The sequence below is a fragment of the Salibaculum griseiflavum genome, from assembly GCF_003129565.1.
GTDB lineage: Bacteria > Pseudomonadota > Alphaproteobacteria > Rhodobacterales > Rhodobacteraceae > Salibaculum > Salibaculum griseiflavum.
This window is the reverse complement of record NZ_QETF01000009.1, coordinates 64,229-77,884: the sequence shown is the minus strand read 5'-3', so window position 1 is coordinate 77,884 and position 13,656 is coordinate 64,229. Positions and strand designations below refer to the sequence as shown.

Sequence of the window (13,656 nt, the reverse complement as noted above, 5' to 3'; positions counted from 1 at the left end):
CAGGGCAGGCCGCATGGGCGCCTATATTCTCAGACGTTTGCTGCTCGTGATCCCCACGCTGCTGGGGATCATGATCATCAACTTCTCCCTGGTGCAATTCGTGCCGGGTGGTCCGATCGAACAGATCATCGCCCGCATGGAAGGCTCGGGCGATGTTTTCGAGACGATCTCGGGCGGGGGCAGTGAGACGCTCGATGCCGAAGAAGGCAGCTATGCCGGAGCGCGCGGTCTGCCGCAGGATTTCCTTGACGAATTGCAGGTCGAATTCAATTTCGCCCGCATCGTCTGCGAGGACGGGTTCAGCGGAGAACCCAGCCTGCGCGCCGAGGGCTGCGAGGCGGTCCCGGTGCCCGCGCTTGAACGGTTTTTCCTGATGATGTGGGATTATATCCGCTTCGATTTCGGGGAGAGCTACTTCCGGTCCGTGGGCGTGATGGAACTGGTCGTCGAGAAGATGCCGGTCTCGATCACTTTGGGGCTGTGGTCCACGCTCATCGCCTACCTGATCTCGATCCCGCTGGGCATCAAGAAAGCGGTGCGCGATGGCACCCCCTTCGACACCTGGACCAGCGGCGCGATCATCGTGGGCTATGCCATCCCCGGATTCCTGTTCGCGATCCTGCTGATCGTGCTGTTCGCGTCGAACAACTGTTTCCGAATACCGGGCTTGTCCGGGTGGCTGGACGGCAACCCGGTTCTGTGGTGGCTCCACGACTGGAATCCGACCTGTCACAGGCTGTTCCCCCTGCGCGGCCTGACCAGCAGCAACTGGGAAGAGCTGTCCGCCGTCGGCAAGGTGCTGGACTACCTGCACCATATCGCCCTGCCGGTGCTGGCCTCGACCATCGGGGCCTTCGCGACGCTGACCTTGCTGACCAAGAATTCCTTTCTCGACGAGATCAAGAAACACTACGTCATCACCGCCAAGGCCAAGGGTGTGTCCGACCGCCGTGTGCTTTATGGCCATGTTTTCCGCAACGCGATGCTGATCGTGATCTCGGGTTTTCCGGCCCTGTTCATCGGCGTCTTCTTCGGCGGCAGCCTGATTATCGAGACCCTGTTCTCGCTGGACGGCCTGGGCCGGCTGGGCTTCGAGGCAACGCTGGCGCGCGACTATCCGGTGATGTTCGGCACGCTGTTCACCTTTTCGCTGCTTGGGCTGGTCGTGGGGATCATCACCGACCTGACATACGTCATGATCGACCCGCGTATCGATTTCGAGAGGCGCGGATAGATGGCCGAGACCGCCCCCGACATCACCCCCGACTACAGCCAGCCGCCCCGGCGCGGGCGCTTCGAGCTGTCGCCGCTCAACAAGCGGCGCTGGCGCAATTTCACCCGTAATCGCCGGGCCTTCTGGTCGCTGTGGATCTTCCTGGTGCTGTTCGGGCTGAGCCTCTTTGCCGAGTTCATCGCAAATGACAAACCGATCATGGTGAACTATCGCGGCGAGCTGCGCATGCCCGTCTTCACATTCTACTCCGAACAGGAGTTCGGCGGCGATTTCCCGACCGAGGCGCCCTATCGCGACATCGAAGTCGAATGCCTGATCATCACCGGCGGGTTGGAAGATTGCTTTTACGAGCCGGAGGACATGATCGCCGCCGCCGAGGCCGGCACGATCGACGATCCGGGTTTCCAGAAGGGCTGGGTTCTTTGGCCGCCTATCCCCTATTCCTATGATACCATCGTGGACGTGCCCGGCGTGGCGCCTTCGCCGCCGGATGGCAACAACCTTCTGGGAACGGACGACACCAAGCGTGACGTTCTGGCGCGGGTGATCCACGGGTTCCGCCTGTCGATCCTGTTCACGCTGATCGTCACCACCTGCGCGTCGATCATCGGGATCATCGCGGGGGCGATCCAGGGCTATTTCGGCGGCTGGACCGACCTGATTTTCCAGCGGATCCTGGAAATCTGGGCCTCGACGCCCTCGATCTACGTCATCATCATCCTCTTCGCGATCCTCGGCCGAAGTTTCTGGTTGCTGGTCCTGCTGACCGTGCTTTTTGGCTGGCCGGCGCTGGTGGGCGTGGTGCGGGCCGAATTCCTGCGGGCGCGGAACTTCGAATATGTCCGCGCGGCGCGGGCGCTGGGGGTCTCCAACCGCACCATCATGTTCCGCCATATGCTGCCCAATGCAATGGTCGCCACGCTGACCATGCTGCCCTTCATCATCACCGGCACCATCGCCACGCTGGCCAGCCTCGACTTCCTGGGCTTCGGGCTGCCGTCCTCGGCACCGTCTTTGGGGGAATTGACCTTGCAGGCCAAGCAGAACCTGCAAGCGCCCTGGCTTGGCTTCACCGCCTTCTTCACCTTCGCGATCATGCTGTCGCTTCTGGTGTTCATTTTCGAAGGGGTGCGCGATGCGTTCGACCCCAGAAAGACGTTCTCATGACCCGGGTGCTGGACGTGCGCGATCTGTCAGTCAGCTTCCGGCAGGACGGGATGACGACCCAGGCGGTGCGTGGGGTCAGCTATCACGTCAACCGCGGCGAGACCGTGGCGCTGGTGGGGGAAAGCGGCTCGGGCAAATCCGTCACCGCCCTGTCCACCGTGCGCCTGCTGGGTGACAGCGCGACCGTCAGCGGCTCGATCCGCTACGAGGGCGAAGAGATGGTCACCGCGGACGAGGCCAAGCTGCGCCAGGTTCGGGGCAACGATATCAGCTTCATCTTCCAGGAACCGATGACCTCGCTGAACCCGCTGCACACGATCGAAAAGCAGCTGCGCGAATCCATCGAGCTGCACCAGGGCCTGCGCGGCGACGCGGTGCGCGCCAAGATCGTCGAGCTTCTGGAAAAGGTCGGCATCCGCGAGGCCGCGAACCGGCTGAACGCGTATCCGCACCAGCTGTCAGGCGGTCAGCGACAACGGGTGATGATCGCCATGGCGCTGGCCAACGGGCCGGAATTGCTTGTGGCCGACGAACCGACCACGGCGCTGGACGTGACGATCCAGGCGCAGATCCTCGACCTGCTGGACCGGCTCAAGCGGGACATGAACATGTCCATGCTGTTCATCACCCATGACCTTGGCATCGTGCGCCGGATCGCCGACCGGGTCTGCGTCATGAAAGATGGTGAGATCGTCGAGCAGGGCCCGACCGAGGAGATTTTCCGCGCACCGCAGCACCCTTATACCCAGATGCTTCTGGCCGCCGAAAGCACCGGTGACCCGACCCCGGTGCCCGAGGACGCGCCGGTGGTGGCCGAGGCGGAGAACCTGAAGATCTGGTTCCCGATCCACCAAGGGCTGCTCAAGCGCACGGTGGGTCACGTCAAGGCCGTGAATGACGCGACCTTCACGGTGCGGGCCGGCGAGACACTGGGCATCGTCGGTGAAAGCGGATCGGGCAAGACCACGCTCGCGCTGGCCATGATGAAGCTGCTTGGATCGGAGGGCCGGATCGTCTTCCAGGGCCGCGAGATCCAGCATTTACGCGAAAACCGGATGCGCCCGCTGCGCGGTGACATGCAGATCGTGTTCCAGGACCCTTATGGCAGCCTGAGTCCGCGCATGACCGTGGAACAGATCATCGCCGAAGGGCTGAGCATCCATGGTGTTGCCAAGGAAAGCGAGCAGCGCGCTCTGGTGGCCGAGATCATGGCCGAGGTGGGGCTAGACCCAGCCACGATGGACCGCTACCCGCATGAATTCTCGGGGGGGCAGCGCCAGCGCGTCGCCATCGCCCGGGCGATGATCCTGCGACCCAAGCTTCTGGTGCTGGACGAACCGACCAGCGCGCTGGACATGACCGTCCAGGTCCAGATCGTGGATCTGCTGCGAGACCTTCAGAAGAAATACCAGCTGGCCTACCTGTTCATTTCACATGACCTCAAGGTGGTTCGGGCGCTGTCTCACAAGATCATCGTGATGAAGCAGGGCGACGTGGTCGAGGCAGGCCCGGTTGACCGGGTCTTCGACGCGCCAGAGACAGACTATACCCGCGAATTGATGGCGGCCGCGCTGGGCTAGACGCAGAATTGCGAAAACCTGCTCCGGCGTCAGGCGACGGTGACGGTTGCCGGGTCCAGCCCGTCGATTTCCACGGTGCAGGTCTGACCACGCGCGATGGGCCCGACTCCGGCGGGTGTGCCGGTCAGGATAAGGTCGCCGGGCTGCAGGGTCACAAGGCGCGACAGGTAGGCGAGGATGTCGGGCACCGGCCAGATCATCGCCGAGAGCGAGGAGCGCTGCCGGATGTCGCCGTCGACCGTGCAGCGCAGTTCCCTGTCGTCCAGATCGCCATTGGCCTTGTGAACGGTGCCCAGTATGGCCGAATTGTCGAACCCCTTTGCCATGTCCCAAGGCCGACGCATCGCCTTGGCTTGCGCTTGCAGGTCACGACGGGTCAGGTCGTTGGCCGTTGCGTAGCCCCAGACATGAGACACGGCGTCACCGGGTGGGATATCGGTGCCGCCAGTGCCGATCAGAACCGCCAGCTCGGCCTCGTGGTGCAGGTCTTGTGTGGCGGGGGGGTAGGGGATTGTTGCGCCCGATGCGACCACGGCGCTGGCCGGTTACATGAAGAAGAAGGGGGGATCACGGTCGGGATCATTGCCCATCTCGCGGGCATGATCGGCGTAGTTTCGCCCGACGCAGAAGACTCGGTGCAGGCTGACAACCGTGTCGGTCTGATCCGTGGCGAAGCTGCGCGGGGTGGGCGGCTGGACCGCGAATCTGGGCATGGCGGGCCTCAGGATGGCCCGATCATGAAACAGGATGTGCCGCGGGCTTGCAGCCGGGCACAGGCCAGTTCCGCCCCGTCACGGGTCAGCCCCATGAAATTGGCATCGAAGCCGCGTGGGCTCTGGAGCACCCGGCGAAGCGATCCGTCAAGTGTGCTCATTTCGTTGAGCGCGACGCGCAGCAAGACGCGCTCGGCCTGGTAGCGCGAGGAGTAGCGCCCTACGTTGATCCCCCAGTGCCGTCCTCCCGAGGTCGAGATGCGGGTGATGACTTCGGGTTCCGATGGGGCCGTGGCAGGGGCCTTGGCTGCGGCCAGCACCACGTCGTCGGGGCGCGAGGGAGGCACGGGGGCCGAGGCCGGGGCCTGCGCGGTGGCGGTCTGGAGCACCTCGGTCAGGGCGTTCTCGATCACGTCGGCATCGACCAGAATCAGCTCTTCTGCCGGGGCGGCTTCCGGTGTCGGCCGCAGGCGGGGCCGCAGCGATCGGCTGACCAGCCCGCTGACTCGAACGTTGCGCGCGCCGCTCGTTCCACCGGCAAAGGCCGGGGCCGGGGCGGGGCGGGCCAACCGTGCCCGGCTCGGCGCACGGGCAAAGCCCATATCCATCAGTTCGGCCACGCGGGCATTGCGCGCCGAGGTAGAGGAGCCGCCGAACATCGTCACAATGATCCGTTCCTGGCCGCGTTCCGCGGATGCGGTCAGATTGAAGCCCGCGGCACGGGTATAGCCAGTCTTGATCCCGTCGGCGCCGCGGTAGTCCCTCAGGAACCGGCGGTTGGTATGGGCCACGCGCCGCACGCCCGCATCCGCTTCGATGCGCGAGAACAAATTGTAATATTGGGGGAAATCGTAAATCACATGGCGCCCCAGGATGGTCATGTCGCGGGCGGTGGACATGTGCCCCGCCTCGGTCAGCCCATGGGCGTTGCGGAAAGTCGTGCGGGTCATGCCCATGGCGCGGGCGGTGGCGTTCATGCGTCGGGCAAAGGCGGCTTCGTTGCCTTCCAGCGCGATGCCGATGGCCGTGGCCGCGTCATTGGCGGATTTGATCGCGGCCGCCCGGATCAGGTAGCGGAACCGGATCTGCTGGCCGGCGCGCAATCCCAGTTTCGAGGGCGGTTCATTGGCGGCCAGAGGTGTGATGCGAACCAGATCGTCCAGGCCGATTTCACCACGCTCGACCGCCTGGAAGGCGATGTAGAGGGTCATCATCTTGGTCAGCGAAGCCGGGTGCAACTGGGTATCGGCATTGCGGGAATGCAGCACCTCGCCGGTGCGCGCGTCCATCACCATGGCCGCGTAGGGGGCCGCACGCCCGGCAATCGGCGCCAGTGCGGCAAACAGCATCACGGATAGGATGAGTAGCCGCGAGAATACGGGGTTGTTCATACGACGTCTCACGTCACTGCCCTTTATCTGCCTCACGGGGACTGATTTTGTTGTCCCTCATTTGTAATGACAGCCTAGCACGGGTTTCGGGTCTCGAAAATACCTTATTTTCAATGGTTTTCACTGTGCCTTTCATGCACTTTTCGGCACATGTTGGGGGTGCGACTCTCCTCGCCTCTAGATGCGGGCACGTGCCGGTTGTCGTCGGGCTTGGATCGACTGGAGCGGTCCGGGAGATGCCCCCCTTTTCACCGGGGCGATCAAAGTTATATTAAGCGACTGGAACCAGAACTCGGTTCGGAAAACGGGAACGCCATGTTGCACAAGACACTGATGATGTCCGGCAAGGATCAGGATGACGACGGCGACGTCGGCGTCAAGGTCGAGACGCGCCCCAAGACCAAGCGGCCGCCGCTTTATAAGGTATTGATCCTGAACGACGATTACACGCCGATGGAATTCGTCGTCCATGTGCTGGAACGATATTTCGGCATGACCCATGCGCAGGCCGTGGAACTCATGCTGACCGTTCATCAGAAAGGTGTGGCCGTGGCAGGCGTCTTCAGCCACGAGATCGCCGAGACCAAGGTCGCCTTGGTGATGGACCTGGCGCAGCGCCACCAGCACCCCCTGCAATGCACCATGGAGAAGGAATAGGCAGTCGCCGCCCGTTCCCTGCACAATGGCTCATTCCCGATTGACCCTCGCTCTGGAGGCAGACGCCCCGGCCTTGCCTGACGGACTCGTGCGTGTCCTGCGTCCGCCGGCGGAGTATGACCTGTCCGCCATCGACAAGGGCCGGGTCGAGATTTCCCATGACTTCAAGCCCGATCACGACACCTGGAAGGCGCGTGGCTATGCCGCGGCCAGAACTGATCCTGTGCCGACCGTTGTGGTTGTCGTGCCCCGGTCCAAGGCGCTGGCCCGGCGGTTGGTGCTGCGGGCGCTCGCCGAGGCCACGGAGATGGTGATCGTGGACGGGGCCAAGACTGACGGCGTGGACAGTCTCTACAAGGCGTGCCGGGGGTGGGCGCCGATCGCGGGCACCCTGACCAAGGGACATGGCCGGCTGTTCTGGTTCGCGCCCGAGGGCGCACCGGATTGGGACGTGCCCGACCAGGTTGTCGAGGGGTTCCGCACCCAGCCGGGCGTTTTCTCCGAGGGTCGGATCGACCCAGGCTCGCGACTGCTGGCCGAGGCGCTGCCGCCGCTTGCCGGTCGCGTGGCCGACCTTGGGGCCGGATGGGGCTATCTGTCGGCGGCGGTCCTGCGGCACCCGGACGTCAGCCATTTGGACATGGTCGAGGCCGAGGGATTGGCGCTGGACTGCCTGAGGGAAAAAATCGACGACCCGCGCGCCACCGCCCATTGGGCGGACGCCACGCGGTTTCGCAGCGACAGCCCTTATGATGCGGTCGTCATGAATCCGCCGTTCCACACCTCTCGCAAAGGTGCGCCGGAACTGGGGCAGGCCTTTCTTGCAACCGCTGCCCGAATCCTCAAACCTCGTGGCACGCTTTACCTGGTGGCCAATCGTCACCTGCCCTACGAGGCGCATCTGCGGGAATTATTCGTTCAGGTGCAAGAGCTTGGCGGTGACGCGGCGTTCAAGCTGATTGCCGCCACTCGCCCGCGACGCTGAAATGGCCTAGCGTGGCGCACCGGGAATCGGGCTAAAAAACGGGAGGCCGAAATGAGCTTTTCCATCGAAGGCAAAACCGCCATCGTCACCGGCGCGGCCAATGGGGTCGGCCTGGCCATAGGCAGGCACTTCGTTGACCAGGGTGCCAATGTCGTCTTTGCCGACATGGATGATGACCGCCTGGAAAAGGAACTGGGCAAGACCGATGTGGACGGGTCCCGCTATCGCAGCTTCGCCTGTGACCTGCGCCAGAAGCTATCGATTGCGAACCTCCTTTCGATGACCATCGACGCCTATGACCGCGTCGATATCCTGGTGAACGCCTCGCGCCAGATGATGACATCGGACCCGCTCGACCCCGCGGAAGACAATGTCGAGGCGCTCATACAGCAAAACCTGATGACCTCCTTGCGCCTGACGCAGGCGATCTCGAAGCGGATGATCAAGCAGGCCAAAGGGCAGGAAGAAGGCCCGGCCGGGTCCATAATCAACCTCAGCTCGATTGCCTCGCGCAGGGCCAACCCGGAACTGCTGGGGTATTCCATCTCGACCGCCGCGCTGGACCAGATGACCCGGTCGATGGCCGTGGCCCTGGCCCCGCATCGCATCCGCGTCAATGCCGTGGCCTTCGGGTCCGTGATGAGCGCCAGCCTGAAAGGTGCGTTGAAAGAGCACGAGGATTATCGCGGCGAGATCATCGAGCATACGCCCCTGGGTCGCATCGCCGGACCGGGCGAAGTTTCGGATGCGGTGCAATACCTCGCCTCGGACGCCTCGGGTTTCGTCACCGGCGAGATCATCACCGTTGATGGCGGGCGCACCCTGATCGACCCGGTCGATGCGCCGGCACACTGACGCTCAGGTCATTCCGGGTGCATCGCGATACATTGCTGGATGCGGGCATTCGTCGCCTCGGCCGCAGCGTCCCGCCGCTCGATCAGGTCGGCGAGTTTCGCGCGTTCTTCGGCCACGTTGATGGCGACGGGCTCCTGGCGGGTGATGGTCCGGGTTTCCTGACAAGGGAAGGTGAAGGTGCTGCCATCCTCGTTGGTGCCGGTGCAGGTCGTGGTGATCGTGCGGATGTCCTGAACCTCGGCCAGCGCATAGCCCCGGTCGATATTGCCCTGTGTCGTCGCGATCTGCTGGTTCAGCAGGGTTACCTGCCGCTGGGCATCTCTGATGCAAGCCTCGCGCGGGGTGGCACACGCGACGAGCGCGACAAGGGGAAGAACAAGAAAAATGGGTTTCATCGGAAGGGGCCTTGGTTATGTGACTCGGGGTCGTCGGACTGGACGGGCATTGGCCGTGTCATTGAAAGAATGCTAAGGGCCGATGATAGGCAATAACAAGGGATTTTCGGGATGGCCGCTGACGAGATGATCGACGAAAAGGCACAGGCCTCTGCATGGTTCCGAACGCTGCGCGATGAGATCGTCGCCGCTTTTGAAGCGCTTGAGGATGCGCAGGTCTCCGGCCCGCTGGCCGACAGCCCCGCTGGCCGTTTCGAGGTGACCGAGACCCGGCGCAAGGGCGCCGAAGGAGAGGATGCAGGCGGTGGCCTGATGTCGGTCATGCGTGGCGGTCGGGTGTTCGAAAAGGTCGGCGTGAATGTCTCGACTGTCCACGGCACGCTGGGCGAGAAGGCGCAGGCGGCGATGATGGCGCGCAAAGGCCTGCCGGGTATGAAGGACGATCCAAGGTTCTGGGCCAGCGGCATCAGCCTCGTCGCGCATATGCAGAACCCGCACACGCCCGCCGTTCACATGAATACCCGTATGTTCTGGACCCCCCATGCCTGGTGGTTTGGCGGAGGATCGGACTTGAACCCCTGCATCGAATATGACGAGGACACGGCGCATTTTCATGCCACGCAGAAGGCGTTCCTCGACCCCCACGGGGAAGAGCATTATCCGCGCCTCAAGGAATGGGCGGACGACTATTTCTACATTCCGCACCGGGGCCGCGCGCGCGGCGTGGGCGGGATTTTCATGGATGACCATTGCACCGGCGACTGGGCGGCTGATTTCGCCCTGACGCAGGATATCGGGCGCGCCTTCCTGCCGGCCTTCCTGCCGGTGACTGAAAAGCGGCGCGATATCGCGTGGACCGAGGCGGACAAGGATGCCCAGCTCGTGCATCGTGGGCTCTACGCCGAATACAACCTTGTCTATGACCGGGGAACCAAGTTCGGCCTGGAAACCGGCCATGACGCCAACGCCGTCCTGATGAGCCTGCCGCCCATGGCCAAGTGGATATGACGGCGGGGCGGGCCCCGCGGGTTGGATTGCGCCAGGGTTGGCTGGTCCATAACCAAGGGCGCAACGGGCACCTGGATCGGTGTCGCCCCGTTCGCAGCTTTACCCGCCTCGGATCGTGTCGATCATCAGCTGGACGTTCTCGGGGTCGGCGTCCGGTGTGATCCCGTGGCCCAGGTTGAAGATGTGCGGGCCCTTGGACAATGCATCGACCACTCGGCGGGTTTCGCGCACCAGGTCGTCGCCGCCGGTCACCATGTGCGAGGATTTCAGGTTGCCCTGAACGCAACCATCGACCTGCACATGGTCGGCGGCCCATTCGGGCGTCACGCCGTCATCGAGGGCGATGCAATCCGCGCCGATGGCCTGATGCAGTCCGACATAGCGTTCACCCGCGCCGCGCGGGAAGGCGATGATGGGGGTTTCGGGATGCCGTGCCTTGAGTTCGGTAGTGATCCGCCGGGCCGGCTCGATCGCGTATTTCTGGAAATCGTCCCCCTGAAGCGAGCCGGCCCAGCTGTCGAAGATCTTGACGACCTCGGCCCCGGCTTCGATCTGGGAAGAGAGGTAGCCGATGGTCGCTTCGGTCAGCCGGTCCAGAAGCGCCTCGAAGAGCAGGCGGTTCTCGGCCTTGAGCGCATGAGCCGGCCCCTGGTCGGGCGTGCCGCGACCGGCGATCATGTAGGTCGCTACTGTCCAGGGCGCGCCTGCAAACCCGATCAGGGTGGTCTCCTTGGGCAATTCGCGCGACAGGATGCGCACGGTTTCATAGACCGGCGACAGGTGTTCATGCACCGCGTCGGCGGGCTTCAGGGCGTCGAATCCGGCCTGGTCGGTGATGGTGGACAGGCGCGGCCCTTCGCCGGTTACGAACCACAGGTCGGCCCCCAGCGCCTGCGGCAGCAGCAGGATGTCGGCAAACAGGATCGCCGCATCGAACCCGTAGCGCCGGATCGGTTGCAGCGTCACCTCGGCGGCCAGCTCGGAATTGTAGCACAGCGACAGGAAATCCCCGGCCTCGGCGCGGGTCGCGCGGTATTCGGGCAGGTAGCGGCCGGCCTGGCGCATCATCCAGATCGGCGGGGTGGGCAGCGTTTCGCCGGCGAGGGCGCGCAGGATCAGCTTGTCGGTCATGGGGTCTCCTATCAACGTGTCCGAGGTTCCAGTTGCGCCCGGTGAAGTCAAGCCGTTGTCACGCCCCGGACCTGCGTCTAGAAGCGCATTATGACGCATGATCTTCCTTCCCCCGACCGTCCGCTCAAGATCGGCACGCGCGGTTCGCCGCTGGCGCTGGCCCAGGCCCATGAAACCCGCGACCGGCTGGCGGCGGCGTTCGAGTTGCCCGCCGAGGCCTTCGACATTGTTGTGATCAAGACGACCGGCGACAACCGATCGATGATCGACGCGGACCGGCCCTTGAAAGAGATCGGCGGCAAGGGGCTGTTCACCAAGGAAATCGAAGAGGCGATGCTGTCTGGCGGGATCGACATCGCCGTGCATTCCATGAAGGACATGCCGGTGGACCAGCCCGAGGGGCTGATGCTGGATTGCTATCTGCCGCGCGAGGACGTGCGCGATGCGTTCGTGTCTTTGGCGCATGCCTCTTTGGCTGACCTGCCAGCGGGCACGGTCGTGGGCACGTCGAGCCTGCGCCGGCGGGCGCAACTGCGCGCGCGCCGTCCCGACCTGGAAGTGGTGGAGTTCCGCGGCAACGTCCAGACACGGCTCAAGAAGCTGGAGGATGGTGTGGCCGGGGCGACCTTCCTGGCGATGGCCGGGCTGCGGCGGCTGGGCATGGCCGAGGTCGCGCGCGCCCCGATCGCCCCCGAGGATATGCTTCCGGCCGTGGCCCAAGGGGCCATCGGGATCGAGCGGCGGGCGGATGACGACCGCGTGGCCGAGATGCTGGCCGCGATCCATGACCGCGAAACCGGCGAACGCCTGGCCTGCGAACGCGCCTTCCTCGCCGCGCTGGACGGTTCCTGTGAAACCCCCATCGGCGGGCTGGCGGAGTTTTCGCCCGAGGGCCTGCGATTGCGCGGAGAGATCCTGCGCCCGGACGGGTCAGAGGTGCATGCGGGAGAGCTGTCCGGGCCGGTCTCGGACGGTCCGGCCATGGGTGTGGCATTGGCCAAAGAGCTTTTGGGTCGCGCCAAGCCGGGATTCTTCGAGGCGGTGCAAGCGGGCTGAACGGGCAAGGCCGGGGTCGCAAGTGACCTAGTCCGGAATCGTCTTTCCCGGATTCAGGATGCCCTGAGAGTCCAGTGCGTGTTTGATGCGGCGCATCATGTCCAGCGCAACCGGGTCCTTGCGTCGCCGCATCGTGGCCAGCTTGGATTGGCCCACACCGTGTTCGGCGGAAAACGACCCGCCCAGTTCCGCGACCACGTCCTCGACAATCGCGATGATGGCATCCTTGTGCGCCGGGGAAGGGTCAGACACGTAGCACCCGTAATGCACGTTCCCGTCGCCCAGATGGGCGATGTAGAACGGCTCGGCTTCGGGGTCTTTCGCGGCAATCCGGGTATTGGCCTGCTCGAGGAATGTCTCGACCCGGTCAAGCGGCACGGCCACGTCCGTATCGATATAGGGCTTGCGCCAGAAGGTGAGCTCGGCGGCGGCCTCGCGGCGCGCCCACATCTCGCGGCGCTGGGCCTCGTTCTGGGCGATCACCGCATCCAGAAGCGTGCCTGCCTCAAGCATCGCTTCCAGCTCCCGTTCCAGCAGCGCCATGATGGGCGGCTTGCCGTCCGGTCCGGGGTCGGCATCGCGGTCCGCGGTTGCCCCGAGTTCGACCAGGATGTTCACGTCATGCATCTCGTCGAAGGGCGGGCGGGCACCTTCGATCCTGTCCAGGTGGGTCTGGATGTAGTTGCGCGGCATGTATTCGAAGGCCTCGACCGCGCCACCGGTCGCGTCCTGCAACCGGTTGAGCAGGTCCAGCGCGGGGCCGAGCGCGGGAACGGCCAGCATCGCCGTGGCGTAGGCGCGCGGTTTGGGATAGAGCTTCATGACAGCGGCGGTGATCACGCCCAGCTGCCCCTCGGCCCCGATCAGAAGATCGCGCAGGTCCAGGCCGGAATTGTCCTTGTGCACCGCGCTCATGAGGTCCACCACGCGACCATCGGCCAACACCGCCTCGATGCCCAGGCACAGGTCTCGGGTATTGCCGTAGCGCAGCACGTTGGACCCGCCGGCATTGGTGGACAGCACCCCGCCGATCATGGCCGAGCCGTGCGCGCCGAAGGTCAATGGAAAGATGAGCTCGTGGTCGTCGGCGGCCTCATGCAGCGCAGACAGGATCACGCCAGCCTCGACCACGGCGGTGCGCGCGCGGGGGTTCACCTCGCGGATGGTATTCATCCGATCCAGCGAAAGCAGCACCCCGCCCGGAGCATGGGTGCCGCCGACCAGGCCGGTATTGCCGGAAACGGGTATCACCGACAGCCTCAGTTCCGAGGCCTTGCGCAGGATCGCCGAGACTTGAGCCGTATCTGCCGGGCGCAGCACGACACCCGGTGCGCCGGAATAGGCGCCGGTCCAGTCCTGCGCCCATTTGGCCGTGTCCGCGCCGATCATGGCATAATCTGTTCCGACGATTTCGGCGAACGCCTTCAGCGATGTCATGACACACGATCCCCCTCGACCGCACAGTGCCGCAAAGCAAACCGGGT

Annotated in this window: 14 protein-coding genes; 8 read left to right on the top strand and 6 right to left on the bottom strand. The window is 64.3% G+C overall.

Annotated elements, in window-relative coordinates; all coding sequences use genetic code 11:
• Positions 1 to 13 precede the first annotated feature (13 nt).
• From DFK10_RS09785 to DFK10_RS09775, 3 genes are read left to right on the top strand one after another with little or no spacing between them, the layout of a single operon-like run.
• The gene (locus DFK10_RS09785; RefSeq protein ID WP_109388848.1) at positions 14 to 1,234 is read left to right on the top strand and encodes a microcin C ABC transporter permease YejB; all 1,221 of its coding nucleotides are present in this window, start codon (positions 14 to 16) and stop codon (positions 1,232 to 1,234) included.
• On the top strand, positions 1,235 to 2,401 hold the full coding sequence (locus DFK10_RS09780; RefSeq protein WP_109388847.1) for an ABC transporter permease: 1,167 nt from the start codon (positions 1,235 to 1,237) through the stop codon (positions 2,399 to 2,401).
• Positions 2,398 to 3,981, top strand: coding sequence for an ABC transporter ATP-binding protein (locus DFK10_RS09775; RefSeq protein WP_109388846.1), 1,584 nt, complete (start codon positions 2,398 to 2,400; stop codon positions 3,979 to 3,981). The genes DFK10_RS09780 and DFK10_RS09775 overlap by 4 nt, the downstream gene beginning before the upstream one ends.
• 29 nt (positions 3,982 to 4,010) lie before the next feature.
• Here the strand turns inward: DFK10_RS09775 and DFK10_RS09770 are convergent, their stop codons facing one another.
• The 3 genes from DFK10_RS09770 to DFK10_RS09765 are packed head-to-tail and all read right to left on the bottom strand — an operon-like array spanning position 4,011 to position 6,097.
• The gene (locus tag DFK10_RS09770) at positions 4,011 to 4,514 is read right to left on the bottom strand and encodes a fumarylacetoacetate hydrolase family protein (protein ID WP_408005587.1); all 504 of its coding nucleotides are present in this window, start codon (positions 4,512 to 4,514) and stop codon (positions 4,011 to 4,013) included.
• 12 nt (positions 4,515 to 4,526) lie between these two features.
• Positions 4,527 to 4,694, bottom strand: coding sequence for a hypothetical protein (locus DFK10_RS16755; RefSeq protein ID WP_408005586.1), 168 nt, complete (start codon positions 4,692 to 4,694; stop codon positions 4,527 to 4,529).
• A gap of 8 nt (positions 4,695 to 4,702) precedes the next feature.
• Positions 4,703 to 6,097, bottom strand: a complete 1,395-nt coding sequence (locus DFK10_RS09765) for a D-alanyl-D-alanine carboxypeptidase family protein (RefSeq protein ID WP_408005585.1) — start codon at positions 6,095 to 6,097, stop codon at positions 4,703 to 4,705.
• Between the two features lie 303 nt (positions 6,098 to 6,400).
• On the opposite strand from DFK10_RS09765, the gene clpS reads away from it, so the two are divergent.
• From clpS to DFK10_RS09750, 3 genes are read left to right on the top strand one after another with little or no spacing between them, the layout of a single operon-like run.
• The gene (gene clpS, locus DFK10_RS09760) at positions 6,401 to 6,742 is read left to right on the top strand and encodes an ATP-dependent Clp protease adapter ClpS (RefSeq protein WP_408005584.1); all 342 of its coding nucleotides are present in this window, start codon (positions 6,401 to 6,403) and stop codon (positions 6,740 to 6,742) included.
• A gap of 25 nt (positions 6,743 to 6,767) precedes the next feature.
• Complete coding sequence (locus tag DFK10_RS09755; RefSeq protein ID WP_109388844.1) at positions 6,768 to 7,727, top strand: class I SAM-dependent methyltransferase; 960 nt, start codon at positions 6,768 to 6,770, stop codon at positions 7,725 to 7,727.
• Between the two features lie 51 nt (positions 7,728 to 7,778).
• Positions 7,779 to 8,582 carry an SDR family NAD(P)-dependent oxidoreductase gene (locus tag DFK10_RS09750; RefSeq protein WP_109388843.1) on the top strand — a complete coding sequence of 268 codons (804 nt, stop codon included), beginning with the start codon at positions 7,779 to 7,781 and terminating at the stop codon, positions 8,580 to 8,582.
• 8 nt (positions 8,583 to 8,590) lie between these two features.
• Here DFK10_RS09750 and DFK10_RS09745 read toward each other — a convergent pair whose 3' ends face one another.
• A complete protein-coding gene (locus tag DFK10_RS09745; RefSeq protein WP_109388842.1) occupies positions 8,591 to 8,977 on the bottom strand; it encodes a hypothetical protein in 387 nt (128 codons plus the stop codon).
• A gap of 111 nt (positions 8,978 to 9,088) precedes the next feature.
• Here DFK10_RS09745 and hemF point away from each other — a divergent pair, with 111 nt between their 5' ends.
• Positions 9,089 to 9,985, top strand: coding sequence for an oxygen-dependent coproporphyrinogen oxidase (gene hemF / locus DFK10_RS09740; protein ID WP_109388841.1), 897 nt, complete (start codon positions 9,089 to 9,091; stop codon positions 9,983 to 9,985).
• 99 nt (positions 9,986 to 10,084) lie between these two features.
• Here the strand turns inward: hemF and hemE are convergent, their stop codons facing one another.
• On the bottom strand, positions 10,085 to 11,116 hold the full coding sequence (gene hemE, locus DFK10_RS09735) for a uroporphyrinogen decarboxylase (RefSeq protein ID WP_109388840.1): 1,032 nt from the start codon (positions 11,114 to 11,116) through the stop codon (positions 10,085 to 10,087).
• A 90-nt stretch (positions 11,117 to 11,206) separates the two neighbouring features.
• On the opposite strand from hemE, the gene hemC reads away from it, so the two are divergent.
• A complete protein-coding gene (gene hemC / locus DFK10_RS09730) occupies positions 11,207 to 12,172 on the top strand; it encodes a hydroxymethylbilane synthase (protein WP_109388839.1) in 966 nt (321 codons plus the stop codon).
• Between the two features lie 27 nt (positions 12,173 to 12,199).
• On the opposite strand, the gene DFK10_RS09725 is transcribed toward hemC, so the two are convergent.
• On the bottom strand, positions 12,200 to 13,609 hold the full coding sequence (locus DFK10_RS09725) for an FAD-binding oxidoreductase (protein ID WP_109388838.1): 1,410 nt from the start codon (positions 13,607 to 13,609) through the stop codon (positions 12,200 to 12,202).
• Between the last annotated feature and the right edge of the window lie 47 nt (positions 13,610 to 13,656).

Excerpts from the sequence above, each read along its gene's own strand:
- DFK10_RS09785 (WP_109388848.1), top strand. The coding sequence starts at position 14 with ATGGGCGCCTATATTCTCAGACGTTTGCTGCTCGTGATCCCCACGCTG.
- DFK10_RS09780 (WP_109388847.1), top strand. The coding sequence starts at position 1,235 with ATGGCCGAGACCGCCCCCGACATCACCCCCGACTACAGCCAGCCGCCC.
- DFK10_RS09775 (WP_109388846.1), top strand. The coding sequence starts at position 2,398 with ATGACCCGGGTGCTGGACGTGCGCGATCTGTCAGTCAGCTTCCGGCAG.
- DFK10_RS16755 (WP_408005586.1), bottom strand. The coding sequence starts at position 4,694 with ATGCCCAGATTCGCGGTCCAGCCGCCCACCCCGCGCAGCTTCGCCACG.
- clpS (WP_408005584.1), top strand. The coding sequence starts at position 6,401 with ATGTTGCACAAGACACTGATGATGTCCGGCAAGGATCAGGATGACGAC.
- DFK10_RS09755 (WP_109388844.1), top strand. The coding sequence starts at position 6,768 with ATGGCTCATTCCCGATTGACCCTCGCTCTGGAGGCAGACGCCCCGGCC.
- DFK10_RS09750 (WP_109388843.1), top strand. The coding sequence starts at position 7,779 with ATGAGCTTTTCCATCGAAGGCAAAACCGCCATCGTCACCGGCGCGGCC.
- DFK10_RS09745 (WP_109388842.1), bottom strand. The coding sequence starts at position 8,977 with ATGAAACCCATTTTTCTTGTTCTTCCCCTTGTCGCGCTCGTCGCGTGT.
- hemF (WP_109388841.1), top strand. The coding sequence starts at position 9,089 with ATGGCCGCTGACGAGATGATCGACGAAAAGGCACAGGCCTCTGCATGG.
- hemE (WP_109388840.1), bottom strand. The coding sequence starts at position 11,116 with ATGACCGACAAGCTGATCCTGCGCGCCCTCGCCGGCGAAACGCTGCCC.
- hemC (WP_109388839.1), top strand. The coding sequence starts at position 11,207 with ATGACGCATGATCTTCCTTCCCCCGACCGTCCGCTCAAGATCGGCACG.
- DFK10_RS09725 (WP_109388838.1), bottom strand. The coding sequence starts at position 13,609 with ATGACATCGCTGAAGGCGTTCGCCGAAATCGTCGGAACAGATTATGCC.